Annotated in this window: 29 protein-coding genes and 2 pseudogenes; 19 read left to right on the top strand and 12 right to left on the bottom strand. The window is 60.7% G+C overall.

Annotated elements, in window-relative coordinates; genetic code table 11:
- Together PQR54_RS09550 and PQR54_RS09545 are read right to left on the bottom strand one after the other, a co-directional pair.
- Positions 1-537, bottom strand: a complete 537-nt coding sequence (locus PQR54_RS09550) for a hemerythrin domain-containing protein (RefSeq protein ID WP_408246033.1) — start codon at positions 535-537, stop codon at positions 1-3.
- 293 nt (positions 538-830) lie between these two features.
- Positions 831-1,985 carry an ABC transporter substrate-binding protein gene (locus PQR54_RS09545; protein WP_494478080.1) on the bottom strand — a complete coding sequence of 385 codons (1,155 nt, stop codon included), beginning with the start codon at positions 1,983-1,985 and terminating at the stop codon, positions 831-833.
- Positions 1,986-2,229: 244 nt separating this feature from the next.
- Here PQR54_RS09545 and PQR54_RS09540 point away from each other — a divergent pair, with 244 nt between their 5' ends.
- The 4 genes from PQR54_RS09540 to PQR54_RS09525 all read left to right on the top strand — a co-directional run bounded on the left by PQR54_RS09540 (position 2,230) and on the right by PQR54_RS09525 (position 6,797).
- Positions 2,230-3,333 carry a GlxA family transcriptional regulator gene (locus PQR54_RS09540; protein WP_408245145.1) on the top strand — a complete coding sequence of 368 codons (1,104 nt, stop codon included), beginning with the start codon at positions 2,230-2,232 and terminating at the stop codon, positions 3,331-3,333.
- A gap of 201 nt (positions 3,334-3,534) precedes the next feature.
- On the top strand, positions 3,535-4,782 hold the full coding sequence (locus PQR54_RS09535; RefSeq protein WP_408245144.1) for a D-amino acid dehydrogenase: 1,248 nt from the start codon (positions 3,535-3,537) through the stop codon (positions 4,780-4,782).
- Positions 4,783-4,841: 59 nt separating this feature from the next.
- Positions 4,842-5,834, top strand: coding sequence for an asparaginase (locus PQR54_RS09530; RefSeq protein WP_408245143.1), 993 nt, complete (start codon positions 4,842-4,844; stop codon positions 5,832-5,834).
- A gap of 48 nt (positions 5,835-5,882) precedes the next feature.
- A complete protein-coding gene (locus PQR54_RS09525) occupies positions 5,883-6,797 on the top strand; it encodes an ornithine cyclodeaminase family protein (RefSeq protein ID WP_408245142.1) in 915 nt (304 codons plus the stop codon).
- A gap of 64 nt (positions 6,798-6,861) precedes the next feature.
- Here the strand turns inward: PQR54_RS09525 and PQR54_RS09520 are convergent.
- Positions 6,862-7,737 (bottom strand): annotated as a pseudogene (locus PQR54_RS09520) (NAD(P)H-quinone oxidoreductase); the annotation flags it as partial.
- 29 nt (positions 7,738-7,766) lie between these two features.
- Here PQR54_RS09520 and PQR54_RS09515 point away from each other — a divergent pair.
- Positions 7,767-8,651 carry a LysR family transcriptional regulator gene (locus PQR54_RS09515; RefSeq protein WP_408245141.1) on the top strand — a complete coding sequence of 295 codons (885 nt, stop codon included), beginning with the start codon at positions 7,767-7,769 and terminating at the stop codon, positions 8,649-8,651.
- 75 nt (positions 8,652-8,726) lie between these two features.
- Here the strand turns inward: PQR54_RS09515 and PQR54_RS09510 are convergent, their stop codons facing one another.
- Both PQR54_RS09510 and PQR54_RS09505 read right to left on the bottom strand, forming a co-directional pair.
- Complete coding sequence (locus tag PQR54_RS09510) at positions 8,727-9,215, bottom strand: NUDIX domain-containing protein (RefSeq protein WP_408245140.1); 489 nt, start codon at positions 9,213-9,215, stop codon at positions 8,727-8,729.
- A gap of 450 nt (positions 9,216-9,665) precedes the next feature.
- Positions 9,666-10,529: a PTS sugar transporter subunit IIA gene (locus PQR54_RS09505; RefSeq protein WP_408245139.1), complete on the bottom strand. Its 864-nt coding sequence runs from the start codon at positions 10,527-10,529 to the stop codon at positions 9,666-9,668.
- 129 nt (positions 10,530-10,658) lie between these two features.
- Between PQR54_RS09505 and PQR54_RS09500 the strand changes: the two genes are divergently transcribed.
- Positions 10,659-10,850, top strand: a complete 192-nt coding sequence (locus PQR54_RS09500; protein WP_408245138.1) for a hypothetical protein — start codon at positions 10,659-10,661, stop codon at positions 10,848-10,850.
- 124 nt (positions 10,851-10,974) lie between these two features.
- On the opposite strand, the gene PQR54_RS09495 is transcribed toward PQR54_RS09500, so the two are convergent.
- Complete coding sequence (locus tag PQR54_RS09495; protein WP_408245137.1) at positions 10,975-11,190, bottom strand: SRPBCC family protein; 216 nt, start codon at positions 11,188-11,190, stop codon at positions 10,975-10,977.
- A gap of 1 nt (position 11,191) precedes the next feature.
- Positions 11,192-11,351, bottom strand: a pseudogene (locus tag PQR54_RS09490) (aldo/keto reductase); the annotation flags it as partial.
- Positions 11,352-11,550: 199 nt separating this feature from the next.
- On the opposite strand from PQR54_RS09490, the gene phaP reads away from it, so the two are divergent.
- Together phaP and PQR54_RS09480 are read left to right on the top strand one after the other, a co-directional pair.
- Positions 11,551-12,045 carry a TIGR01841 family phasin gene (gene phaP / locus PQR54_RS09485; RefSeq protein ID WP_408245136.1) on the top strand — a complete coding sequence of 165 codons (495 nt, stop codon included), beginning with the start codon at positions 11,551-11,553 and terminating at the stop codon, positions 12,043-12,045.
- Positions 12,046-12,216: 171 nt separating this feature from the next.
- On the top strand, positions 12,217-12,738 hold the full coding sequence (locus tag PQR54_RS09480) for a hypothetical protein (protein WP_408245135.1): 522 nt from the start codon (positions 12,217-12,219) through the stop codon (positions 12,736-12,738).
- A gap of 243 nt (positions 12,739-12,981) precedes the next feature.
- Here the strand turns inward: PQR54_RS09480 and PQR54_RS09475 are convergent, their stop codons facing one another.
- Positions 12,982-13,233, bottom strand: coding sequence for a hypothetical protein (locus PQR54_RS09475; RefSeq protein ID WP_408245134.1), 252 nt, complete (start codon positions 13,231-13,233; stop codon positions 12,982-12,984).
- Positions 13,234-13,783: 550 nt separating this feature from the next.
- Between PQR54_RS09475 and PQR54_RS09470 the strand changes: the two genes are divergently transcribed.
- Positions 13,784-14,110: an H-NS family nucleoid-associated regulatory protein gene (locus PQR54_RS09470; RefSeq protein WP_408245133.1), complete on the top strand. Its 327-nt coding sequence runs from the start codon at positions 13,784-13,786 to the stop codon at positions 14,108-14,110.
- A gap of 27 nt (positions 14,111-14,137) precedes the next feature.
- On the opposite strand, the gene PQR54_RS09465 is transcribed toward PQR54_RS09470, so the two are convergent.
- Positions 14,138-14,650, bottom strand: a complete 513-nt coding sequence (locus PQR54_RS09465; protein WP_408245132.1) for a hypothetical protein — start codon at positions 14,648-14,650, stop codon at positions 14,138-14,140.
- Positions 14,651-14,796: 146 nt separating this feature from the next.
- On the opposite strand from PQR54_RS09465, the gene PQR54_RS09460 reads away from it, so the two are divergent.
- The 3 genes from PQR54_RS09460 to PQR54_RS09450 all read left to right on the top strand — a co-directional run bounded on the left by PQR54_RS09460 (position 14,797) and on the right by PQR54_RS09450 (position 16,440).
- Positions 14,797-15,525, top strand: coding sequence for a haloacid dehalogenase type II (locus PQR54_RS09460; RefSeq protein ID WP_408245131.1), 729 nt, complete (start codon positions 14,797-14,799; stop codon positions 15,523-15,525).
- A gap of 140 nt (positions 15,526-15,665) precedes the next feature.
- Complete coding sequence (locus tag PQR54_RS09455; RefSeq protein ID WP_408245130.1) at positions 15,666-15,896, top strand: hypothetical protein; 231 nt, start codon at positions 15,666-15,668, stop codon at positions 15,894-15,896.
- A gap of 70 nt (positions 15,897-15,966) precedes the next feature.
- Complete coding sequence (locus tag PQR54_RS09450) at positions 15,967-16,440, top strand: PRC-barrel domain-containing protein (RefSeq protein ID WP_408245129.1); 474 nt, start codon at positions 15,967-15,969, stop codon at positions 16,438-16,440.
- A 154-nt stretch (positions 16,441-16,594) separates the two neighbouring features.
- Here the strand turns inward: PQR54_RS09450 and PQR54_RS09445 are convergent, their stop codons facing one another.
- Positions 16,595-17,557, bottom strand: coding sequence for a 2-hydroxyacid dehydrogenase (locus PQR54_RS09445; protein ID WP_408245128.1), 963 nt, complete (start codon positions 17,555-17,557; stop codon positions 16,595-16,597).
- Between the two features lie 314 nt (positions 17,558-17,871).
- Between PQR54_RS09445 and PQR54_RS09440 the strand changes: the two genes are divergently transcribed.
- The 5 genes from PQR54_RS09440 (at position 17,872) to PQR54_RS09420 (ending at position 22,347) form a co-directional block, all read left to right on the top strand.
- A complete protein-coding gene (locus tag PQR54_RS09440; RefSeq protein ID WP_408245127.1) occupies positions 17,872-18,630 on the top strand; it encodes an SDR family oxidoreductase in 759 nt (252 codons plus the stop codon).
- A 54-nt stretch (positions 18,631-18,684) separates the two neighbouring features.
- A complete protein-coding gene (locus PQR54_RS09435) occupies positions 18,685-20,001 on the top strand; it encodes an MFS transporter (RefSeq protein WP_408245126.1) in 1,317 nt (438 codons plus the stop codon).
- A gap of 26 nt (positions 20,002-20,027) precedes the next feature.
- On the top strand, positions 20,028-20,417 hold the full coding sequence (locus PQR54_RS09430; RefSeq protein ID WP_408245125.1) for a VOC family protein: 390 nt from the start codon (positions 20,028-20,030) through the stop codon (positions 20,415-20,417).
- A 106-nt stretch (positions 20,418-20,523) separates the two neighbouring features.
- Positions 20,524-21,768: a citrate synthase gene (locus PQR54_RS09425; protein ID WP_408245124.1), complete on the top strand. Its 1,245-nt coding sequence runs from the start codon at positions 20,524-20,526 to the stop codon at positions 21,766-21,768.
- 144 nt (positions 21,769-21,912) lie between these two features.
- Positions 21,913-22,347 (top strand): YciI family protein, encoded by a 435-nt coding sequence (locus tag PQR54_RS09420; RefSeq protein ID WP_408245123.1) that lies wholly within the window; start codon positions 21,913-21,915, stop codon positions 22,345-22,347.
- A 36-nt stretch (positions 22,348-22,383) separates the two neighbouring features.
- Here the strand turns inward: PQR54_RS09420 and PQR54_RS09415 are convergent, their stop codons facing one another.
- A complete protein-coding gene (locus tag PQR54_RS09415; RefSeq protein ID WP_134460204.1) occupies positions 22,384-22,671 on the bottom strand; it encodes a DUF1330 domain-containing protein in 288 nt (95 codons plus the stop codon).
- A gap of 130 nt (positions 22,672-22,801) precedes the next feature.
- Positions 22,802-23,368, bottom strand: a complete 567-nt coding sequence (locus tag PQR54_RS09410) for a VOC family protein (protein ID WP_408245122.1) — start codon at positions 23,366-23,368, stop codon at positions 22,802-22,804.
- Between the two features lie 469 nt (positions 23,369-23,837).
- On the opposite strand from PQR54_RS09410, the gene PQR54_RS09405 reads away from it, so the two are divergent.
- Together PQR54_RS09405 and PQR54_RS09400 are read left to right on the top strand one after the other, a co-directional pair.
- Entirely contained in the window at positions 23,838-24,515 is a 678-nt protein-coding gene (locus tag PQR54_RS09405; RefSeq protein WP_408245121.1) for a type 1 glutamine amidotransferase domain-containing protein, read from the top strand.
- A 395-nt stretch (positions 24,516-24,910) separates the two neighbouring features.
- A complete protein-coding gene (locus PQR54_RS09400; protein WP_408245120.1) occupies positions 24,911-25,459 on the top strand; it encodes a (2Fe-2S)-binding protein in 549 nt (182 codons plus the stop codon).
- The last annotated feature ends 11 nt before the right edge of the window (positions 25,460-25,470 follow it).

The raw sequence follows: 25,470 nt of genomic DNA, 5'->3' as shown, positions 1-25,470 counted from the left end.
TTACACAGCGAGTGTCTTGTCGCCAACGAGTCTGCTACCTGCCGCGTCGAGCTTGCTCTGCAGTTCGGCCTTACGCTTCGCCATTTTTTCGCCTAGTGCGCGGAGATCGCAACTGGTTTTGCGCAGTTCCGGAAAGAGCTCCTCTTCTTCTTCCTCGACATGATGACCGACCATCTCGCTCATCACTTTGAAGGTCGCATCGAAGCCCTTGTCGCCGGCCTTCATGGTTTCAAATTTGGCGATCAAGGTCTTGACGAGGAAATGCTCGATATACGCTTCCTCGACGTCTATCGCGTCGCTGTCAGGTAATGCTTCCTGTGCGGCCGGATAAAGCAGTTCCTCTTCGAGCATCGTATGAATGGAAAGCTCTTCGCAGGCACGCTGCGCCAGTGCCGACTTCGCCTCAAGATCATCGTCGGCCGCTTTCTCGAATGCCTTGAAAAGTTTTTCCACTGCGCGATGCTCGGCCTCGAGAAAAGCCAGCGCATCGGTCGCGCCCGAGCCCGCTGCTGTTTTGTCCTGTTTGGTGGTTTCCATGTCGATCTCCTCGGCCATACGGTTGACTGCAACGCGGCTGGTTGCAGCGGTTGAGCACCCTGTCCCGCAACCCGCGTGCCTGGAAGCACCCAATTGGCGCGAACGCGTGAACTTTCGCTCCAGCGAGGCCAAGATTTCAACGCGTATGAAGCGTTGCCAGTAACCGCGACAAAGCGACAACCGAAAGCAGTGGTGTCGTAAAACAGCGGCACATAAAACACGCTCCTGTGCCGCTACACCACAGCAATCCGAAATCAGCGTTGGAGCAGTGGAAAAAGACTGCTAAAGCGCCGTCACTTCTCCACAACGCCCAACAACGCCTGTTTGCCGCCGACGTATTTGTACAGCGAGATCACACCATGCCGCAGATCGCCTCTCGAATCGAACTGCGTTTCACCGAGCACGCCGTGGTAATCGGTCGCCGGCATCGCGGCGAGGATCTTCGCGGAGTCCGTTGACTGCGCGCGCTTCATCGCTGCAACGATCACGCCGACCGCGTCGTATGCAAACGGAGAATTCAAGACCGGCGCGTAGCCGAAGCGCTTCTTGTAGCGTTCGACAAACGCCGGACCTTCGGCCATCTTGAGCAGCGGCGCGCCGGCAATCGAGCAGATCACGTTATCGGCGGCGTCGCCCGCGAGCTTCGCGAGGTCGTCGGCACACAAGCCGTCGCCGGCAAGCACTTTGATCGTGATGCCGAGTTGCTTCGCCTGCTTCGCAAACGGGCCGCCGGTGCCGTCGAGGCCACCGTACATGATCGCGTCCGGCTTTTCGCCCTTGATCTTCGTGAGAATCGCGCGGAAATCGACGGCCTTGTCGGTGCTCGCGTCGTGCGACAACACCGTGATGCCATTCGCCTTCGCCTGCTTTTCGAACTCGACCGCGAGGCCCTGGCCGTAGGCGGTCGAATCGTCGACGATCGCCACCGTCTTCACTTTCAGCGTTTTTGCGGCGTAATCGGCGAGCGTGGGTCCCTGCTGCGCGTCGGTGGCGACCACGCGATAGGCAGTTTTGAATCCCTGCAACGTATACGCCGGGTTGGTCGCGGACGGCGACACTTGCACGACACCGGCATCGTTGTAGATCTTCGATGCGGGGATGGTCGAACCCGACTGCATATGCCCAACTACCGCGACCACCTTGTCGTCCACCAGTTTCTGCGCGACCTGGGTCGCCTGACGCGGATCGCCCGCATCGTCCTGAGCGTCGAACACCAGCGTCACCTTCTGTCCGCCGATCACGAGCCCCTTCTGGTTGATTTCCTCGATCGCAAGGCGCGCGCCGTTTTCCGTGTCCTTGCCCAGATACGAAGCCGGTCCGGTCACGGGCGCGGCTTCGCCGATTTTCACCATCTCGTCGGCACGGGCGACGCCCACGGCAGCCGCCGCCAATGTACCCAGAATGCCGACAGTCGCCATGCCGCGACCCAAGGCTGTGCTTTTGCTCATGCTTCACCCGAATAGTAGTGATAGTTGGGGCACGCGACTGCATGCGGCCGATCGTCCTGCCTTCGTCGGATCGCCCGGGCCTCGCGGCGCGGCGTCGTTCGTCAGCGGTTCCAAATTTATGCAGCCAGAAAGCGGCGGCATTGAACCGATCTGCCGGAAAATAGAAGAATTGCGTCAGATGCCAATTGCGCGAATTCTCGGCACCTCACCGTATAATCAGCGCGAACCGCCCTCGAGTTTGCGCATGCCGACTGCCCGCTCTTCCTCTCCTGCGTCCCCTGCCACTGCGCCTGCCCTCGCGCCGACGGCTCACGAACTGGTCGAGCAACTGGACGCACTGCCGCGGGCGTTGCGGGCTCGCCCGAGCCGCTCGGAAGCCGAGTTGAGCGTGGGCATTCTGTTGTGGCCGCGTTTTCCGATGCTGTCGCTCGCCGGCTTGTGCGACGCACTGCGCCACGCGGCGGATCGCGGCGATCAGAGCCGCCAGTTGCGCTGTCTGTGGACCATCATCGGCGTTCAGGCTGAAGCGGTCGAAGCGAGTTGCGGCATTCCGGTGAAGGTGCAATCGGCGTTTCCGGATGTCACGCAATTCGACTACGTCGTCGTGATCGGCGGATTGCTGCCGCATCTGGATCAGGTCGACCGCCGCTACTGGGACTATCTGCAGCAGGCCGCACAGGCGGGCATTGCGCTGGTCGGCATGTGCACCGGCAGTTTCGTGCTGGCGCGGGCCGGTTTGCTGGAAGACCGCGTTGCCTGCGTGCACAGCTTCCATCTCGACGATTACCGGCGCATGTTTCCATCACTGCGCGTGATCACGCATGCCGACTATCTGATCGACGGCAACCGCATCACCTGCGCGGGCGGGATTTCGGTGGTCGAACTCGCCGCGCGTTTGATCAGCCTGCACTGCGGACCGGACCGCGCGTCGAAGGTGATTCATCAGATGACCGTCAGCCGTCAGGGCGGCTCATCGTTCGTCGAGCGCCGCGCCGCGCTGGGTTATCTATCGGTCGAGGACGCGACCGTGCGTCACGCGGTATTGCTCATGGAAGAGAATCTGGAAGCGCCGCTGAACATCGCGGTCATCGCGAAGATGATCGGCACGAGCGTGCGTAACCTCGAGCGCGCGTTCATGAGCGAGATGAACGCGTCGCCGAATGAATTTTATCGACGCATGCGGCTGCGCTACGCGCGCTGGATGCTCGTCAACACGGCGCGCAAGATCACCGACATCGCCTACGAATGCGGCTTCGCGGATTCGGCGCACTTTATCCGGGCATTTCGCGAAGCGTATGGCGTGACACCCGGCAAGCTGCGCGCCTCGCGCAGCGTTGCGACCGGCTGACCTCCCCGCCTACGACGCCGTCCCCGCGAGCGTTTCCTCTCATCAGGCAGGGACCTGTCGCGTTTCTTCTACTTTTCGGCAAATCAATGCAATTCCTCCGCACCGGCCCCGTCGTACAGTCGGGTCATCGGGCAAGCCATGCATTGTGCTGCCCCTAACGCAAAGATCGCAAAGACCACGCAAGAGAGCGAGTGCAGCGGTATGCGGATATTGATCATCGGCGCTGGCGTTATCGGCTTATCGAGCGCGTATTACCTGAGCCGCGCGGGCTATGACGTGACTGCGGTGGACCGGCATGCGGAGGTCGCCACCGAAACCAGTTTCGGCAACGGCGGACAGCTGTCGTATAGCTACGTCGCGCCACTCGCCGGCCCCGGCGTCGTGTCGAAACTGCCGCGCTGGCTGACGCAGCGCGATTCGCCGGTACGTTTCCGGCCGAAGCTGAGCGTCGAACAGTGGCGCTGGTGCTTCGAATTCCTGTCCGCCTGCACGCGCGAACGCAGCGAATTGACCACGCAAAAGCTGCTGTCGCTGTCGTTCCTGAGCCGCACGCTGATGCACGAACTCATCGCCGCCGAACCCTCGCTCGATTTCGACTTCGCACGCTCCGGCAAGCTCGTGCTGCATCGTGACGCCGACGCCATGCAAAGCGCGGTGGCTTTGCTGGCGTTCCAGCGCACGCTTGGTTGCGAACAGGAAGCGCTGAGCGCCGATGCATGCGTAGAAATCGAACCGGCACTCGCGCACGCCAGATCGTTTCTGGCGGGCGGCATTCATACGCCGAGCGAAGACACGGCCGATTGCCGGCGCTTCTGCAAAGGTCTCGAGGCGGTGCTGCGCGAGCGCGGCGTACGCTTTCTGATGAATACTTCAATAGATGCCCTGAAGCCCGGCGCAAGCGGCGTCGAAGCCATCTGCGACGGGGCGCCGCTTGCGGCAGACCGGATCGTCGTCGCCTCGGGTGCGGGCGCGGCGCGATTGCTCAAGCCGCTCGGCATCCGCGTGGCGATCTATCCGATCAAGGGCTACAGCCTGACGTTCGATCTTCAGCCGCACATCGCGGCGCCGCATGTGAGCATCACCGACTTCGCCCGTAAGGTCGTTTATGCGCGGCTAGGCGAACGGCTGCGGGTCGGGGGCATTGCCGATATCGACGGCTATTCGCTCGATGCGGACCCCGCGCGCTTCGCGACGCTGCGCAAGGAGACGGCCACGCTGTTTCCCGAGGTCGCCGAATCCGCCGCTACTGGCGAATGGACCGGCTTGCGTCCGGCAACGCCGCACGGCCTGCCGATTGTCGGACCGACGCGCTATCCGAACCTGTGGCTCAACGTAGGACATGGCGCGCTCGGCTTTACGCTCGCGACGGGCTCAGCCGCGCTTTTGGCGGATGGACTCGCGGGCAGCAACAACCGCGAACTAAGCAGCGCCTTCGTCCTATCGCATTGACGTTCTAAAGCCGACTCCCTAATGACCGCGTTTCGATTCCCCAACCTGACCAGACCCGCATGACAGCAAAAGCCAATATCGTGGTGATTGGCACGGGCGGCACTATCGCCGGCCAAGGTAAAGCCAGCGTCAATACTTCCACGTACATCTGCTCGGTACTCGGCATCGACGAAATTCTCGGCTCGATTCCGCACGCGAGCGAACTGGCGAATCTGCGCGCGGAACAACTGCTGCAAACCGGCTCCGAGAATTTCAACAACGCGCATCTGCTTGCAATCGGCAACCGCGTCGCCGAACTGCTGGCACGAAACGATGTTGACGGCGTGGTCATCACGCATGGCACCGACACGATCGAGGAGACCGCGTACTTTCTGCACCTCACCCTCAAGAGCGCAAAGCCGGTGGTGGTAGTCGGCTCGATGCGTCCGCCATCGGCGATGAGTTCCGACGCGGCGCTGAATTTATACGATGCGCTTGCGGTTGCAACGCATCCGTCGTCGCGCGGACTCGGTACGCTGGTCGTTGCCAACAACGAGATCCACACGGCGCGTGACGTGGTCAAGAGCAACAGTTTCAAGCTCGACGCATTTCGCTCGCCGTATGGTGCGCTAGGGTATGTGATCGAAGGCGCGCCGCGCTATTACCGTCGGCCCGCGCGCGTCCATACGCTCGACACGCCATGGTCCATCAATACGCTTCACTCACTGCCCAAAGTCGATATCGTCTATGCGTATGGCGCGCTCGAACCCGGCGCGATCAGCGCAATTGCCGCGAACGCGCGTGGACTGATCTATGTGGGGACCGGCAACGGCAACGTCGCCAGTCATCTGATCGACCCGCTTCGCGATGCCGCGAGGCGGGGCGTGCATGTGGTGCGCGCCTCGCGCACCGGCGGCGGCATCGTGTTGCACAACGGTGCGCAACCCGACGACGAATACGGCTGGCTCACAGTCGACGACCAGATTCCGCAAAAGGCCCGCATTCTTCTAATGTTGGCGCTGACGCAAACCGACGACACAGCCGCGTTGCAGGCCGTCTTCGAGCGCTATTGAAGCGCGCCTGCCTTCTTTCCGACCCACTCTCATCCGATTACATCAATCATGCAATTCATCACCGATGACCACGTGCGCCGCCTCATCACGATGCGCGACGCAATTGCCGAACTGCGCATCGCGCTCGCGGAACACGGTGCGGGCCGCGCTTCGGTTCAACCGCGCGTCAGAACAAAGAGCGAGCATGTATCCGTCAGCATGATGGGCGCGATCCTGCCGTTGCGCGGCGTGTGCGGCGCCAAGGTCTATTCGACGCATGGCGGCCGGTTCGATTTCGTCGTTCCACTCTTTTCGAGCGAAGACGGATGCCTGATATCCATTCTTCACGGCGACGCACTGACCGAATTTCGCACCGCAGCGGTCACGCGTATCGCCAGCGATGCGCTCGCCCGATCGGACGCACGCGTGCTCGCGGTGTTCGGTACCGGCCGGCAGGCGAGAGCACATATCCGTGCGCTCGCTGACGGGTCCAGCATCGAGCGGGTGCTGATCGTCGGCATCGATCACGTGGCGCAAACGGTTGCTGAAATGCAGGCGCTGTTCCCGGACAAACTGATCGAAGCCAGCCACGCGCAAGCGGCCGCCCGCGCCGCGGATGTGATCGTCACCGCCACGCGTAGCGTGACGCCGCTCTTCGACGGCACGTGGGTGAAGCCGGGTGCATTCATCGCTGCGATCGGTTCAAGCAAACCCGATGCGCGCGAACTCGACGACGCGCTGCTGGCGCGCGCGAATATGCTCGTCGTCGAGTCGCTGGAGCAGGCCCGCAGCGAAGCGGGCGATCTGCTGATGGCCGCGCCGGGTGTGGTCGCTTGGGACGACATTGTCGAACTGGGCGCGGTGCTCGCGAACCGCGGGATCGCGCATCGCGCACGAGGCGACGTGACGATTTTCAAGTCGCTCGGATTCGGCCTCGCCGACGTTGCGTTAGCCGGTTTGATCACGCGCCGCATGAGCAACTGAAGGCAGTAGCGCTGCCGTCCAGTTCATGCAGGAAAACGACGAGGCGCTAGTCGCAAACCGAACTTCAGCCAATGAGCTCCGCACCTGTCGTAAGGACGATTTTTCCAAAGTGTGTGCCGGAATCGATCAGCTCATGAGCGCCGCGAGCGTCGGCTAGCGCAAAGGTCTTGTAGACAACCGGCTTGATCTTGCCGCTCTCAATGTGCGGCCAGACCTGCCGCTCCAATTCATTGAGGATGGTCGCCTTGTCCGCGGAGGTGCGCGATCGCAATGTCGAGCCCATATGCGTTAGACGCTTCGTCAACATCGGCACGATGTTCAGATCCTTCGCCGGCCCCTTTATCACGCCCACCTGAAGGATCCGCCCGTCCATGGCGGCGGCGTCATAGTTTCTAGCCACGTAGTCGCCGGCAATGATGTCGAGGATCGCGTCGGCGCCTCTTCCATCGGTGAACCGTTTCATTTCGGCGACGAAGTCTTCCTCGTGGTAATTGATCGCGAGGTCTGCGCCTAACGCGAGGCTAGCCTCGCGATGCGCGTGCGAGCCAACTGTCGTGATGATTTTCGCAGCGCCGAATGCCTTCGCCAGCATGGTCGCCGTAGTACCGATACCCGACGCGCCGCCATGAATCAACACCGATTCACCCGCAACCAGTTTGCCGCGCTGGAACAGGTTCAGCCACACCGTCATGAACGTTTCGGGCATGGCGCCCGCTTCCACCAACGTCAGTCCTTTGGGGATATGCATCGTGTTGCAGGCATGCGCAACGGCATATTCCGCGTAGCCGCCGCCGGGAATCAATGCACACACCAGTTCGCCGATCCGGAATTGGGACACGTCTGCGCCCACGGCAACCACTTGACCCGCCACTTCCAGCCCCGGAAGGTTCGACGCGCCGGGGGGCGGATCATACAGCCCTTTGCGCTGGAAAGTCCTGGGATGCAAATTTGCATCAGGAGAGCAGCGCGATGAATTGGGACGACGCGCGAGTGTTTCTCGCGGTGGAGCGCGAGAAAACGCTCCGTGGCGCGGCCAGAACGCTCAATCTCGATCAGGCCACAATTGGCAGGCGGATTGCGGCATTGGAGCACGCCCTGCGCGCAACGCTCTTCCTGCGCACTTCCGAAGGTTACGCATTGACCGCCGCAGGCGAGGTCGCGCTGAAATCAGCGGAGAAAATGGAACACTCCGCGCACGAACTCGTCAGACGAACCCAAGGCGCGGATACACGGCTTGCGGGGGACGTCAGAGTCACCAGCACCGACTCGCTCGCGCTCGAATTCCTGCTTCCCGCCATCGAACGCCTGCATGCTGCGCATCCCGATGTGCGCGTTCTGCTCGACACCTCGACGCGCATGCTGAATCTGGCAAAGCGTGAAGCGGATATCGCGGTCCGGTCGGTCAGGCCGGACAATCCCGATCTCGTCGCGCGGCGCCTGGCTCGCTGGCCGATGGCGCTCTTTGCGTCGAATGCTTATCTCGAGCAACACGGCAAGCCCGTCGCTGGCTCAGCATTCGCGGGCCACGATCTTGTCGTCTATCAGGGAAACTGGACCGGTAATCGATCACCGACTCTTGCTGGCGAACCGACACACGCGGGGCGCATCGTATCGACCTTCAATTCCAGCCTCATGCTGCGGACCGCGGTTAGGGCCGGCATCGGCATCGGTGAGCTTCCGATCCATCTGGCGGAACACGACGGCCTCGTGCAGATATGGCCGGAACCCGCGCGTGGGGCGGTCTACGAAATCTGGCTCCTCACGCATCAAGACCTTCGGCATACCGCGCGCATCACAGCGATGATTGCCGGCATCGTCTCCGCGTTCGAAGATCACACCACCCACGCAAAATAGTCATGCACGGCTGGACTGCGTCGGCTGCTTTCCCGTCACCAGGAACTGCAGAGAAATCCAGAAAGGAAAGGCCAACTAACGGCCGACATCTCTGCCGAGATACGCAGTAACCGCCTTTGTCAGCGCGATGCCGTGCAATTCCTCCGGCGATGCCAGACGCGCGGCGACAATCTCACGATTATCAAGCCGCAGCTCGGGCATGCAATCGAGGTGCAGTTCAAAGAAATGCACCCGGTCTCTGCGCCCGTCCCAAATGCCGCAAGTGCTGCCCGCGGGGAGCAATGCGCCAGGCGACAGGCCAATCTCCTCCTCCATTTCGCGCCGCGCTGCCGCATCAGGCGACTCACCGGGGTGGACACTACCGCCGGGAAAATTCCACTCGGCCCGATACGATGACTTCACGAGCAACAGCGCCTGCCCGACGTAGATTGCGACGAGCGCGCCCTCATGGTGGGGCCGCCGAACGTGCCACCATGCGCGAGCCAACTGGAATCCGAGGCGAAGCGCAATACGCCAGACAGAGTCGATAAGCGTAGCTGGTCGTAGTCGCTCAAGGCTCGGCATAAGTTCTCTCCTTTCCTTTCGTGGCTGGAGGGTGTTCCTGGGCGATTCGTGAGTGCGGCTTGGGTCATTCAACGTTTGCCACGCCACAATCTGGAAACCGTAGTGTAGCCAGCGGCTGCTCCCGCTCGGGAGCAGCGATTATCAACAATTCAAGGGCGCAAGTCGACTGGCTGCGACGGAACGTACACGGCAGCCAGGATAGAAAAACGTAAGCAGGAGATTGGGCAAGCGTTCAACGCTCTCCCCACGCGCTCGAAACCGCAGACCGGACCAGCACGACAGGTTCGATGGGAAGACCGTTAGGCTGTACGAGAAGATGAGCCTTCAGATATTGGCCCGTAACAAGCTCAAGCGAGTCATGAACATACCTGGCGGTGCAGGGACAACGAAGGCCACGAAGATCGCTGGAACGCAAAGCCTTGCGGGGCTTTCTCGCCCGTCCAATGCGGCCTACGGCGTGTCGTAGTCAGCAAACAACTTGCACACCGCCTGTGCGTCGGCACAGGCGTGGAGTTGCTCGCGAAAGTGATGGTCGCAAAAGCGTTGCGCGACGTCAGCCAGCAAATGCAGGTGCGTCGTGTTGGCCCATTCCGGAACCAGAAGCACGACCATATCGGCTACGAGGTTTCCGTCTGGCGCATCAAAGGGAATGGGTGTCGCGGGACGAACATACAACGCCATGGCACGCCGCAGCCCCTTGATCTGACTGTGTGGCACGGCAACCCCTTGACCCAGCCCGGTTGAGCCTAGCGCTTCGCGCGCGAGAAGCCCCGCGGTCACGGTCGAAGCCGGCAGCGCGAAGCGTTGTTCGCATACCTGGCCGAGTTGCACGAAAAGTGAGTCACGATTAGTCACGTCGAGACCCAGCAGGACATGATCCCGAGATAGGAGTTGCGCGATACTGGCCTTTGCGCCTGCCATTTCGTCCGGTTGAGCGGCCGGATCGGCACCTTGAGACGCCGGGTTGATCAGATCCCGCCAGGCGTCAGTGGGCGTGTCGGGGACTTCGAACAGTTGCCCGAGTTCGGCGGTCGGAGCCAGATGCGCTACTCGTTGGATTGCACCGCTCACTGCGTCCCTGGGCAAATAGAGCGAAAGACGCATGCGGTCCGTTCCAGGCAACTGTGCGAGCCGAATGGTCCACGGCTGACCCGCGCAATCGCGGATCAGAGCTTGACGTAACGGGGTGGCGTGTTGCGCGTCGAGGGTGACGTGCATCATCACATTGCGGCCAGGCGCGGGGCGTGAGTGTCGAGGGGCAGGATTTTTACCCGATGCGAGAAGCGCCCGCAGGCCCGCCAGTGGGTGCGTCATATCGCTCGCCGTTTTCAGTCGCGTGTTTTAAGAGTATCAAGACTGGCGTCAAGTTGGCGTAAAAAAATCGCTGGTTCAACGCCTGCTAAGCCGTTGTAAAGCGCTCATGCAACCACCGCGCGGCCGACGATGTCGACCTCCATTGCCAATTTCGCGAGAACCGGCAATCCGGGCGTAGCGAATGCCCGGCAATGGCAGCAATATTCGTCGGCCCAACGGCAAGTGTTCAGCTTTGGCGACGCGCTGAACGGCAACTTCGATGCGTACACCGCGCATCAATGCGCGTACTGGTATCAGCAGACACCTTCGACGCATTTATAAGCTCGTACTGTACTCGCTACGACGGCTGATGATGCACAGCCGTCGTAGCGATCCGACCTTCATCACAATCGCAGCATGCGACTCATACGTCGTGTGAGCAGCGGCCGTTCAAAAGTTGCCGTGATTACCGTGGGCTTTTTATCTCGCCTGACCGAAGCGATTCCTTCAACGCCATCAACCCTTCCTCGTAGATGCCGTGAAAGAGCTCGACGATCTCTTCCTCGCTAACGCCGACCGGCGAAAAACTTCCGGACCATGTCACGAGTGACGAAGCGGTCCCAGCGACTTCCTGCGCGCTGATAGTGGCCAGGTAGTCACTAGCCGGAAAAGGTGCTTCCATACTCAAGTTTGCTGGCGCCGGGAATCACTGCGGCTACGGCAGGGTCGGCCAGCGAAAGCTGCAATGCCGCCTTGACGCTGACGCGGTGGCGTTGCGCGAGCGTCCTGATGCGCTCGACCTTCGCGAGAATTTCCGGCGATGCCCTCCTGGTATTCGAAGTGCCACGTCGACACCGGAGCGTTGACCTTGCAGTCGCGAAGTATTCATCGACCAGACGGCGAAACCGATTGACATCCCCATATTCCCCCGTACAATGGGTTTTGTTGCAGCGCAGCAATTTACGTTGCCCCTCTTGGCGCGCGGTTTTGTTTTCACTCAGAGCCCCTCGCACTCTTGCCGCCTTACCCTTACGGAGCAGTGATGAGCACTCTTATTCCCCAACAATTGGTTGCCGCCCAACAGTCCAGCCTCGAGGCGCTTTTCGGCCTGACGAACAAAGCATTTGAAGGTTTCGAACAGCTGGTCGCGTTGAATTTGCAAGTTGGCAAAGCAGTTCTGGCCGAAAACCAGGAAATCGTCGCCAAAGCCGTCTCAGCCGGCAACCCGGGCGCGCTGTTCGCCCTGCAAGCAAGCCTTTCCCAGCCTGCGGCGGAAAAGGTAGTGGCATACGGCCGCCAGGTTCATGAAATCGTGTCCGGCGTTCAGAGCGAAATCACCGCCGCAGCGACAGCGCAAGGCCAGCAGTTCCAACGGGACGCACAAGGTTTCGTCGAGAGCCTTCAGAAGAACGCGCCGGCAGGAAACGAATCTGCTGTTGCTGCGTGGAACTCGGTTCTCTCGGCCGCGAATGCGACCTATGAATCGGCTAACAAGGCTGCCAAGCAGTTCGTGTCGAGCGTGTCCGTCGTTCAGTAAGACCTGCGTCATTCTTAGACTTTTTGCGTTTACCAATGCGAACTTCGGTTCGCATTTCTTTTTCCTGAACCGGACGTATCGAGAAGCGACTAATGCTCTGTAGGGTCGCTTCAGAACAGAACCACGAGACAGCGCACTTCTAGCAAGGACGAAATGACCGGACACTCTGCGATGGACGATCGATTTGATCGACGAGAACTGCTGCTTCATCTTGGCGACATTCTCGCCGCGTTGAACTGTTTAAACGACGCGAACGAACCGGGCGCCTCGGTGGCGCATCTTGTGCAGAAACATGCTTCATTGCAGGACTTCGCGTTCCTTGGCGCCCTGCCGCCGACAATGACGGTGACCGAATTCAGCGCACGCGTCGCCCGTTCATTTTTCTCGTGGCCAAGTGAGTTGCTCGAGGCGGATCTCAACCGGGACACACTCGCGTCAACCGTTCAGCAGAATCTGTTTGACGGAAATCCCGACGGCTGGAACGCGTATATCGGCTACGTCCAGAAGAAAGTGAAGTGGTTCGGCACCGGACTTTCGATTCGTAGCAAGGACGCTCTGGCTGAACCGTCGCACGATGTCTCCAATGAGGTGAGTCCGGTCGAGGCACCGGCTAAGGTCGGAGCGGCCGCGGAAGCGAATGCGCGCGACGAGAAAAGAGGTTGGCCTTGGCCCGAACCGCGGTCGAAGTCCTGACACTTGCTGGCGGTGGCCAGCACCTCTAGATCAAGATTCCCGAGCGCTCCAACTCTGAGTGCAAAGCGCCTTCCGCTCGCTCCTGAAGTCAGCGGACGCTTCGCAAACACCTTCCCTATCAGGGCACGCGCGGATCTCAATGGATGAAAGGGGACACGGCCAGCCCGACCAGGCGTGCAGGTCCCTTTCCCAACGCGAGCAGACAGGACCATAGGCTGCAGACTCGCGCGCGGTCAGCTGGTTTTAGCTGCCCCCGAAAAAAACGTTGCATTGCGGGTCCACCCTGCACGGCCTGGCATGTCGCGCGCCGCTTTGCATCCGGGTATCAGGCGTGCCGCCGTAGGCCTCCATCCCCGTACTGGGCGAAGAATCAGCCTGAGTCGCGGCGCTTTGCTGGGGGGCGGGTTGTGCAGCATCGGGCGTGCTTTGCGCATACGCAAACCCGACCATGACAAACAACCCGAAAGCAGAAGCAACCATCAATCGTAATTTCATGTCGGCTCCTTAAGCTAGGTTGAGTTTTCCATCCACATGATTCGTAATTCGCGTGTCGCGCGATTGAAATCCATGCAGGATGTGCGGATGCGAAGCTGTCTTCGAATCCGCGGGCCAATCGCCCGGGGCCAAAGTTTCAGGCAATTGGGAAGAAGCGAAGCGCAGTGCGCCAGGCGAAGGTCGATGGACGCGAGATGGCGTGCGAGCAGGCAATGTCAATGGATTTCATGGACCCATCGACACGTAATAGTCGCCCCTGCAGATACGTTATAGGGCGCAGAAAGTCGAAACGAAAGCGAATGTTTAAACCCGCTGCCTCCATACAACGCGGATGCGGTCTTTTCGTGGCGGGTTGCGACGGGATCTGCCATCGAGGGTCGCGACGGTTTTGCCACTCTGGCTGCAACAGTGTTTTCAGAAATCGCACATCGACGCCGGTTTTTCTCGACACGATACTTCCCACATCCGAATTGTGTGGTGACGGGACGTGTCGGCAACGCAAGACGACACGAGACCGCTACGAGGCCGGAACTTCGAAGGGGAAACCGACATGGACGAGCAAAAACGCCTGAGCATGATTGCCTATCTGCGCCGCAAGATGACCACGGTCGGCATCAAGGTGGCGGACCTCAAGGCGGCGATCGCCGAAGACCGGGCGCGCCAAAAGTCGGCGCGATATCGCAGTGCTTTCGGCGACACCTGGGATGGCAAGGGCGATATGCCGCAGTGGCTAAAGCAAGCCACGAGCGCCGGGCAATCACTGGCGCACTTTGCGATCGACAAACCGGCGGCACCGGCTAGCCGTCAACGTTCTGCCATCGACTGGAGTCGAGACCCGTTCGCGGGCACGCGCCTCGCGACAGTTCGGGCGTCTTGAGCTGACGAGGTGTATCGCTCCGGGCGTTCAATGCGAACGCCCGTGGCCTCCGCCACCGCCATAGTAGTGGCCGCCACCCATACCGTGCCCTGGGTATCCGTGACCACCCCAGCCGCCATGACCGCCCCAACCGCCTGGATATCCGTGCCCCCAATAGCCGTGGCGACCCCAATAGCCATATCGGCCGCCTCCATAACAGCAGCCGCCCCAATAGCCGAAACTCAGTGACACCGAGGGTCCCCACCACGCGGGCGAGCCGTAGTAGGGATACGCGACCGGGTAATACGCAGGCGCAACGAAGACGGGCACGGCAGGTGCGATATAGGTGTTCGTCGACACAGTCGCATCTGACACAACGGCATCGGTTCCCGCTGTGTCGGCTGTCGAGAAATAATATTGCTGCGGCGCGGCCGTCGCTGGCACAGCGCCGTACGGAACGTAGCCATAGGGCACGTAGTAGTAGCAACCGGACAAAGCGGCGGACAGGACCACCAACGCAACGGCGCGGCCCATGCGCGACAGTGCGTCCAGCGTTTTCATAACGTGCTCCACGGTCTGATACGGCGCGGCATGCCGCGCCTTTAATACAGTCAGCTTACTCCAGAAAACGCGTTGCCCATGCGTCTCGGGTTCAGGCACTTATCCGGTTAGACTTGTCTTTCCGCACCGCCTGCACAGGTTCTCACATGCCGAATAGCCCGGAAATCAAGGCCCTTCTGTTCGACGTCTTCGGGACGGTTGTCGATTGGAGAAGTGGTGTCGCTCGCGAAGTCGGTCAATTTCTCAGCCGCCATGCCGTGCCGATCGACTTATTCGAGTTTGCAGACGCGTGGCGACGGCAATATGCGCCCGCAATGGAGGAGATACGGAGCGGACGGCGGCAGTTTGTCCGTCTTGACGTTTTGCACAGGGAAAACCTCGTCAAGGTCCTCGCCGACTATGGTGTCGACAACAGTTCAATTTCCACGGCAGAACTGGATGAACTGAATTACGCCTGGCACCGCCTCGACCCCTGGCCCGATTCAGTCGAAGGACTGCTGAGACTCAAGCGCCGCTTCATGATTGCCCCGTTATCGAACGGAAACATCAGGCTGATGATCGATATGGCGAAACGCGCCGCGCTTCCGTGGGATGCAATCCTCGGAGCGGAAGTCGTTCGGGCATACAAGCCGTCGCCGCAAGTCTACGTCGACACTGTCGAAATCCTGGGTCTGAACCCCGCGGAGGTTTGCATGGTCGCGGCCCATAACAGCGACCTCGCAGCGGCACGTCGATGTGGCTTGAAGACGGCATTTATCGTGCGCCCGGTCGAACACGGACCCGGCCAGCAAACCGACATGCAGGCCGAACAGAGTTGGGATTTTGCAGCAGCGGATATGAACGACCTGGCCACGCAACTCGGCTGCCCTACGTAGCGCCTCCGCTTAAATCGACCGGCGTTTTGTCGTACAAATTGCTTCCAGCGGCAATCGAATTCTCGTCATCGAACCTTCACATATTGACGGGACAATCGCGCCACTGAGAGAGCGGGGTGTCGCCACCCCAAAAAATTCAAATGCAAATCCTGCCGAACACACCGGCCACAAGAATCAGCTTTCATCGCGGGTATGGTCTGCGCGCAAGTACGACGCCGACCGGCGATGGCTTGCATTCCGCCGACCTCGTCATCGAACAACCAGGTCGGCCGCCGCAAGCATTCGCCTCGCTGGATCTGTTCTACGACCACGAACAGGCAATGCAATACGCCACTGTCTGGGGACGTATCTGGGTCGACTCAAAAACCTGAGACCAACCTGTCCCACTCAGGAACACCGCTTGCGCGCTACCGGTTTACCTTTTTTTAAAGGAGGTAAATCATGGGCTCAATCAACCCGCAAGGTGACACCCGCCGCGGAGCGGAAATCGTCGGCGGTGGTATGGGCGAAGGACCGGGACCGGACATCATGGCCGCGGCAACGCTCGACGGGAACAAGGTCATGTCCTCTGACGGCGAACACGTCGGGAAAATTTCGGACATCATGCTGGACGTCAGGAACGGACGTATCGCCTACGCGGTACTTTCCGAGGGAGGCTTCCTCGGAATGGGTTCCACCTTGCACGCCATCCCATGGAGTGCGTTGACGCTCGACACGGACGAGAAATGCTTCTTTGTCGACATTACCGCACAGCGTCTCAAGGACGACCCAGGTTTCGACAAGGACCACTGGCCGACGATGGCGGACGCGAAGTGGGGAGAGTCGACGTATAACTACTACGATCGCCAGCCGTACTGGGCAGCGACCCATGACGTGGTGGAAGGCGACCCTGCCATCAGACCGAGCGAGCACTGAATAACATCAGCAAGTAAGCCGTACCAGACGGACGGCTAGTATTTTCGCTCTGGCGCTTACGCCCACCGCGCTCCATTGCGGTGGGCGTAAGCGCATCAAACAAAGCATGAGCTGGCGGCTAACCACGCTTATGATCTGTTTGGAAAAGCAAACGTCAAACCGGATTCAAGGCAGGCCGCTCATCCAGCACAGCGGCAACATTGTCCAGCGCCGTAAAACCCATCTGATCGCGAGTCTCCATCGTGGCGCTGGCCATGTGAGGCGTCAGGAACACGTTGTCGAGTCCGGCGAACCGCTTATCGACATTGGGCTCGTTCCGGTACACGTCCAGACCTGCGCCGAACAGATGCCCTGAGGTCAGCGCTTCGTAGAGCGCGTCTTCGTCCACCAGTGCACCACGCGCCGCGTTGACAAAAACCGCGCCCGTCGGCAGGAGCGAAAATTCTTTTTTCGTCATCAGTGGGGCGCCTCCGCCCGGCACGTGCAGCGTCAGCACCTCGCAGTGCGGCAACATTTCGTCGAGACTGCTGTGATACGTTGCGCCATTTTCCAGCGACGCAGCCGCACGGTTGATGTCCGTATAGATCACCCGCATGCCGAAGCCCTGCGCACGCTTTGCAACCGCGCGTCCGATACGCCCGAATCCGACAATGCCGAGCGTCTTGCCATTCACGCGCGTACCCAGCATCTCGGTCATCCCGAATGATTTGCCCCAGCCGTTGCGCATGATCCGCTCGTATTCCGACGCGCGCCGGCAAGCCGCCAGAACGAGCAGCAGCGAAAAATCAGCCGTGCATTCGGTCAACGCATCGGGTGCGTTCGTGACGACGATTCCCCTCTCGCGGGCGGCCGCCACATCCATGTGATCGAAACCTGCGCTCGCGTTCGCGATGATCTTCACTGTCGAGGGCAGCGCGGCAATGTGCTCCGCCTGCAAACCTGACTTCTTCCCGATCAATACGGCCGGCGTTGCGTGCTTTTTGCAGAAGTCGACGACGGACCACGCGTCCATATCGGACTCGGTCACGAAGGCATGGAATTCGGCCTCGGCGCGATTCGCCACGGCTGTGGGCACCTTTCGCGCAATCAACAGCCTGGTGCGGTTATTTTCCGACATGGTTTTTCCTTGGGGTAAGCAGACGTCGAGAGACTACGAAACCGCAGACGAGACCGTCAATGTTGATTGGATGAATCAACTATCGAAAACGATTCACCCCTTTATTCGTTCCCGGCGCACCATGCACGTTGCGATTCGTTGTCTTCCATCTCCGAACCCGCCCGCTGCCGGCAACGCGCGCATCAGGAAAACCCTGGTGCGCGCCCCATCGGCAAAGCGCCCAGATGTTGATTCAATGAATCAAGATTGCTCGACGGATAGCGCGAATGCAACTCTGCTTCCCGTGTTCAACCGAACTGTCGAGAGGAAGTGAAATGCCTGCATCGAAGAAATTTGCAGCTGTGACCGGCGCCGGCTCCGGCATAGGCCGCGCCGCCGCCGTGGCGCTCGCCAATGCGGGATTCGCCGTTGCGCTGATCGGGCGCAGAGCCGAGCCGCTGCTGGAAACGAAGGAAACCATCGGCATGGCCGGTGGAGAAGCGCATGTGTTCCAGGCCGACGTTGCCGATGCGGCATCGGTCGAGCAGGCGTTTGCGCGCATTGCCGAGGCATTCGGCCGGCTCGACGTGCTCTTCAATAACGCAGGCCGCAACGCGGGCGCTGTGCCGCTGGAAGACTACGATGCCGATTTCTGGAACGATGTCGTGGCCACCAATCTGACCGGCGTCTTTCTGTGCGCCCGGTCCGCTTATCGTTTGATGAAAGCACAGTCTCCTCAAGGCGGACGGATCATCAACAACGGATCGATCTCCGCTCACTCGCCAAGGCCGCACACCATCGCCTACACGGCGACCAAACATGCCGTCACCGGCATCACCCGCTCGATCGCGCTGGACGGGCGTGCGTTCAACATCGCCTGTGGCCAGATCGATATCGGCAATGCGGCCACACCGCTCACGGAACGCATGAACCGCGGCGTACTGCAAGCGGACGGACGCATGGCGCCTGAAGCAAGAATGGATGTGACGCACGTCGCGAATGCCGTCGTGCATATGGCCAGTCTTCCGCTCGAAGCCAATGTGCTCAACATGACCATCATGGCGAGCGCGATGCCGTTCGTCGGCCGCGGATAAATCGCCCCACGCCGAATATAAAAAGAACAACCGGCCAATGTACTGGAGACACCGATGAAAGTCGTAGAGGAACAAACCTTGTCGGCGCGAAACCCGGCTTACGCGGACACCACGAAGCGCTCCAGAGTGCGATACGTCGTGCTCTCGATGCTGCTCGCGGCAACCATTCTCAATTACGTGGACAGGTCGGCGCTCGGCATCGTCGCGCCGGGACTCTCGAAAGGCCTCGCGCTGGACAAGATGCAGATGGGCGAGTTGTTCGCTGCATTCGGCCTCGCCTACTCCATCGGGCTGGTGCCCGGCGGCATACTGACCGACATTCTCGGCTCGCGTGTCGCTTATGCGCTGTCCCTCGTCGGCTGGTCGTTCGCCACGCTGACGCAAGGTCTCGCGACCGGCTATCACATGCTGCTCGGCTCGCGGCTCGCCATCGGCGCGCTGGAGGCGCCGGCTTTCCCTTCGAACGCGCGCGCCGTGACGTTGTGGTTTCCCGCCCGCGAGCGCGGCTTCGCGACCAGCGTCTATGTCATGGGGCAATACATCGGCACGCCGTTGTTCACCGGCCTGTTGCTGTGGATTTCCGCCGCGTATGGCTGGCGCACGGTCTTCTACGTCACGGGCGGCGTCGGTATTCTGTTCAGTCTTCTCTGGTACCGGGTTTATCGCGATCCGCATCAGCACGCGAGCGTGAATGCCGCCGAACTTCAATACATCAACGACGGCTCGACGGCTGCGCGCAAGCCCCGCGAGAGGTTCGACTGGCGCATGGCGCTCAAGCTGCTCGGTTACCGGCAGATTCTCGCCATCTGCATCGGCAAGTTCTGCAACAACACGCTGCTTGTCTTCTTCACCACGTGGTTCATGACCTATCTGATCGAAGCGCGTCACATGTCGATGATCAAGGTCGGGATCTTCCAGGCACTTCCTTTTATCGGCGCGACGGCCGGCATTCTCCTCGCGGGCTCCCTCTCGGACTTTTTCATCCGGCGCGGGGTGTCGATTTCCACGGCACGCAAGACGCCGCTCATCATCGGCACGCTGCTGGGAGCATCGATCGTGCTCGTCAATTTCGTCGAGTCGAACGAGGCGGTGATCGCCATCCTGACGATCGCGTTCTTCGCGCAAGGTGTCGGGTCGATGTCGTGGGCCGCGGTTTCCGAAATCGCGCCGCGCCAATACGTGGGACTGACCAGCAGCATCACCAGTCTCGCGGCCAATATTGCAGGCGTGACGACGCCGCTCATGATCGGCTATATCACTCACCACACCGGCCACTTCTACTGGGCTCTCAATCTTATGGGCGCGATCTGCCTGCTCGGCGCGTTCTCGTACTCCGTGTTGCTAGGGAAACTTTCCCGCATCGAACTGTGACGCTTTTGACTATCCGGTGAAATCGTATGATCGAATTCAAGTGGGACCATCTGCAACTGTGCTCGGCCGACGCCGAGGCAACCGCCGCATGGTTTGCGCGTTGTCTGAACGCGGAGATCGTGCGTCGTCCGGGGCGAGTGGATTTGCGCATCGGCAGCATCAACCTTTTCATTACGGCGCTGGCGAGCGCGCAAACCAGCCGCGCCGATGGTGAACGGAAACAGGGCATCGATCATTTCGGCGTGGTCGTGGACGATCTCGATGCCGCGTTCGAGCATCTGTCGCGCTGCGACGCGGAAATCGTCGAGCCCATCAAGCAGGTCCGCCCCGGCGTGAGAGCCTGCTTCGTGCGATCGCCGGGGGACATTCTCGTCGAGATCCTGGAGCGCCGACCCGCCGAGATGACTTTTACCTGAAAAGAAGTCAATATTGACGCTCGACCGGTAGCGTCGCATACACGGCGCGATCCGCATCGCAACGGCTTTGCTGCCCGTTCCGCCGCATCACCTTGCCTGCCATCCCATGCGAAACTGGATCACGCTGACTGAAGCGGCTCGACAACTCGGCGTGCAAGCGCAGACTATCTATGCGTACGTCAGCCGCGGCAACATCGCGGTCATGCCGGATCCGAATGACCCGCGCAAGAGCCTATATCGTGCGGAAGACGTGGCTGGCCTGTGCCGCAAAAAACAGGTTGGACGCAAGCGCGAGGCGCTTGCCGCCGGGACCATATTCGGCACCGAGCCCTGCATCTACAGCGGCATTACCACCTTCTCAAAGGGTCGGCCGTATTACCGCGGACGGGACAGCATCCGGCTGTCGGACACGGCGACGCTCGAAGACGTGGCGGCCATTCTCTGGAATGCGCGCGGGCCCGTCTCATTCGAACCCGGTGACCTGCCGCTGCAGGGCGACGAGCGCGGCCGGCAATGCGCGTTCACATCGCTGGCGGCGCTCGCGGCTTGCGGGCACTCGACGCTCGGTCGCACCGACAGCGCACTCCATGTCGAGGCTGGCCGCCTCGTGGCACTCATCGCGCAAGCGTTCGGCGCGCGCTGTGATGGGAATGCACAAACGACGCATGAACGGCTCGCACTCGGTTGGGGCCAGGGCCGCGAAGGCGCCGAACTCATCCGCCGCGCCATGGTTCTCGTGGCCGACCACGAGACGACGAGTTCGGCGTTCGCCGCCAGAATTACCGCCTCCACCGGCGCATCCCTGCCGGGATGCCTGCTCACCGGGCTCGCGACGCTCTCCGGCCCGCTGCATGGCGACGCGTCAGGCCGCGTGAGGGCCGTGTTCGACGACGTCGCAAGACTCGGTGCGGAGCACGTCGTCGTCCATCATTTGCAGTCGGCCACGCCCATTCCCGGATTCGGGCATCACATCTATCCAGACGGCGATGCGCGAGCGGCCGCACTACTCGACGCGCTCGATCCGCCTCGAGAACTCACGTCGTTCATCAACAAGGTGGTTGAACTGACCGGCTTCAAGCCGAATATCGACATTGCGCTTGCCGCATTGGCGGCGCAGTTGGCGTTGCCACGTGATGCGTCGTTCGCGCTGTTCGCAACGGCCCGCAGCGTGGGTTTGATGGCGCATTGCATCGAGCAGCTCCGGGTGGGCAAGGTCATTCGGCCACGGGGCCGCTACACTGGCCGCGCATTGGAAGATGCCAGCCCCGCGGTGCCCGCGGACGACGCCGGAAAGGCGCTCGATCCAGCCACGCTCGACAAGAATCGGGTGTTCAAGGTGGTTGAGCGCTGAGAAGCACGTATCGCCCGCTCTGCGCTAAAACAAGAAACCCTCGAAGCGAACTGTCGATTTCGCGCGCACTCGTTCGTCGTGTTGTTGAAGGCACCGAATGTCTTCCACATAATCTGAGCCTCAACTTTGGACAGGAGAATCCCAATGCGCGTCATGGTCATGGTCAAGGCGACCGCCGAATCCGAAGCCGGTCAAATGCCCGGCACGGAACTTATCGAGGCGATGGGCCGATATAACGAGGAGCTGGTCAAGGCCGGCATCATGCTCGGCGGCGACGGACTTAAACCGAGCTCGAAGGGCGTGCGCGTGAAGTTTTCCGGCAAGGATCGAACCGTCGTCGACGGTCCGTTTGCGGAAACCAAAGAATTGATCGCGGGCTACTGGATCTGGCAAGTGCAATCAATGGACGAAGCGATCGAATGGGTACGCCGCTGCCCGAACCCAATGGCAAGCGACTCGGAAATCGAAATTCGCCCGTTCTTCGAAGCCGCGGATTTTGGCGAGGCATTTACGCCTGAGCTTCAGGAACACGAAGAGCGGCTTCGGCAGCAGATTGAATCGAACCAGAGTAAAGACTAAGGAAGCTCTCCGCGCGCCGATCGTTGCCGCCTTTCGTCACACGCCTTCGACGAGAACCGCGCGGTAACGCGCGCCCTTGAACCGGTGCTGTGCGACTTCCTGATACGCCGGGCTGTCGTACCACGCACGCGCGGCTGCTGTTGACGGAAACTGAACGATCACCACACCCTCTGGCGCGTCGCCTTCAAGAACCTGCTGAGGTCCGTAGGCAGCGAGAACCGTGACGGGATGACCCTTGAAGGTCTCGCCCACCTTGCTTTGATAGATGTCGAGTTCAGCCTGATCCTGCGTGCTTTCCTTGGTGAAGACGATATATGTCGCCATAACTTACGCTCCTGAAGTGAGGTGAAGTGAAGATGCGCACGACGTTCCCCCGCGAGCGTAGCGGACTTCGATACGCAACATCGGCGCATAGTCGAATCTTATTGCATCTTCGATTTCAGCGCCGCGATAGCTATCCCGCCGTCGTAGCGTGAATCGCCTTGACGACCTCATTGGTGAAGCGGGTGTCGCCCGCTTCGATGTCTCCGGACAACCTCATCGTTACCTCCTGCAATAGCCAACCGTTGCCGTCCGGATCGCTGAACGAAGCGTACGAGGCATAACTTTGTCGTTGCGGATTCAAGCCGCTAACCACGCATGTCGCGTCGGCGTGGTGGAACACGCCGCCCGTGTCGTGGAATGGCTCGCTGATCTCGATGCCGCGACGGAGCAGTTCGTTGCGCGCCGCCACGATGTCGGAGACGACCAGATGAAGCGCCTGGGCCGAGCCGGGCGCGGCCGCGGTTATGTTCTTGCCGAACATGACCGAGCATCCTGAACCGGGTGGCGTGAACTGGATCACGCGGTAGCCGTCGCCTGCCTTGAAGTCGAGATCGAGCCGCCAACCCAACTCGCTATAAAAGCGCTTGGCGCGATCGACGTCGGAAACAGGGATCACGACGATCTCGAGCTTCATGTCGAACGCGCTGACGTCTGCGGTCTGAACTGTGCGTTCGCTCCGCATTGAAATGTTGCTCATGGCTGGCTCCTGAGAGACGTTGACCACCGGTTCCCCGTTTACTGCGTCGGGTATGTGGAAACACGATATGTGAAAACGCAACGCGAAAACACGGCACGTAACGACATAATCTTTCGCATTGATGCCAGCGTGAAAACAGCAGCGCTACCGGCATTGCGCCACGGCGTCACAGGTCGATCAGCAAAGCGCCGCGCATACCATCGCATGGTCAGGCGATACCTTGGTGTGATGGCGCGACTCGAGAGCCGGACCAAAATACAAGCGGTCATCACATGCGTCGCAATAGGAGGCCGCGGTGACAGCGCGCCTGTCATCGCGCCTGGACGGACCCCAGCCTCCAGGCTCGCGCGCGCCAATTCCGCGGCATGGCGAAGACCACGAACATCTGCTCCGAGGAACGACTTCGACCTCCAGCATTCCCTGCGGCGAAGCCGCGCTTAAGCACTGGCCTCAATGAACGGAGACTGCAATGAAAATCCTGTTGGTTTTGACTTCGCACAACGTGCTCGGCGATACCGGCAAGCCGACCGGCTTCTGGCTCGAAGAATTCACCGCGCCCTACTATGCGTTCACGGATGCCGATGCGCAGGTCACCGTGGCCTCGCCCAAAGGCGGCCATCCACCGATCGATCCGAGAAGCGACGATCCCGACAATCAGACCGACACGATGCTGCGCTTCAAGAAGGACCCCGCGACCCAGAAGGTGCTGGCCAACAGCGTCAAGCTTGCCGACGTCAAGGCGGCCGACTACGACACGATCTTCTACGCCGGCGGTCATGGCCCGATGTGGGATCTGACCAATGACAAACACTCGATCGCCTTGATCGAGGATTTCTACAACGCGGGCAAGCCGGTCGCCGCCGTCTGTCACGGCCCTTGTGTTCTGCTCAAGGCGACCTACCAGGGGCAGCCTCTCGTCAAGGGAAAGCGCGTCACCAGTTTTACCAATGATGAAGAAGAAGCCGTGGGCCTCACCAAGGTCATGCCCTTCCTCGTCGAGGATGAACTCAAGCGTCTGGGCGGGCACTTTGAAAAGGTGGCGAACTGGGCCGTGCTCACCATTGTCGACGGACGGCTGATCACCGGCCAGAACCCGGCCTCATCCGGTCCGACTGCCAGGGAACTGCTGAAGGTTCTGCAGGCCTAGTTTCAACCGCACGCGGGCCACGAAGTCCGCGCATCTGTCAGCGATAGGAGGCTCTGCCGTTTCGAGGTCTTGAACATCTGAAGCTATACCTGTTGCTCCAAAATGGCCGGGCGTTCACACGTCCGGCTTTTTTTTGGCATTCGCGGTAGATTGATCGCGACATTCGCGATCAGTCGAGCCGGTCAGCGGCAAATGATTTTTCACGCGCGACCCATCTGGGCATCAGATTTGCTGAACAATCGTCTGGCGTGCGTAACGCGTCTTGCGACGCTCGCTACTGAATGTCCGACACCCCGGCGAATCGTTCGCCAATGGGTCCAAATCCTGCTTCAGCCCGCCACCCGGCCGCGCCCCTTGTCGCCGGATCCTGGCCTCTCTCGCCATGAGGAGAACGCATGATGCAACAGACCGCCTCCAAAACCCCGCAACAGAGCGCCGACTCCGACGCCGCCCGGACCAGCCGCCAGCCCTCCGCGAACGCGACCATGCCGGTCGAGTTGACCGTCAACGGCAATCTCTACACGCTGTCGCTGGATCCGCGCACCACGCTGCTGGATGCGCTGCGCGAGCATCTGCACCTCACCGGCACCAAAAAGGGTTGCGACCACGGCCAATGCGGCGCGTGCACGGTGCACGTGAACGGACGGCGCGTGAATGCGTGCCTGTCGCTCGCCGGCACGCACGCCGGCGACCAAATCACCACCATCGAAGGAATCGGTCAGCCCGAAGCGCTGCATCCGATGCAAGCCGCTTTTGTGGAATGCGACGGCTATCAGTGCGGCTACTGCACGTCGGGGCAGATCATGTCCGCGGTCGCGCTGCTCGGTGAAGCGGTCGGGCCGGACGACGCCGAAGTGCGCGAAGCGATGAGCGGCAATCTGTGCCGCTGCGGCGCCTATCAGAACATCGTCGCGGCGATCCAGCGCGTACGCGGCCAGTCCTGAGGAGCGCCATC

The sequence above is a fragment of the Paraburkholderia phytofirmans genome, from assembly GCF_046028095.1.
Lineage (GTDB): Bacteria > Pseudomonadota > Gammaproteobacteria > Burkholderiales > Burkholderiaceae > Paraburkholderia > Paraburkholderia phytofirmans_A.
This window is presented reverse-complemented; position numbering and strand designations above follow the sequence as displayed.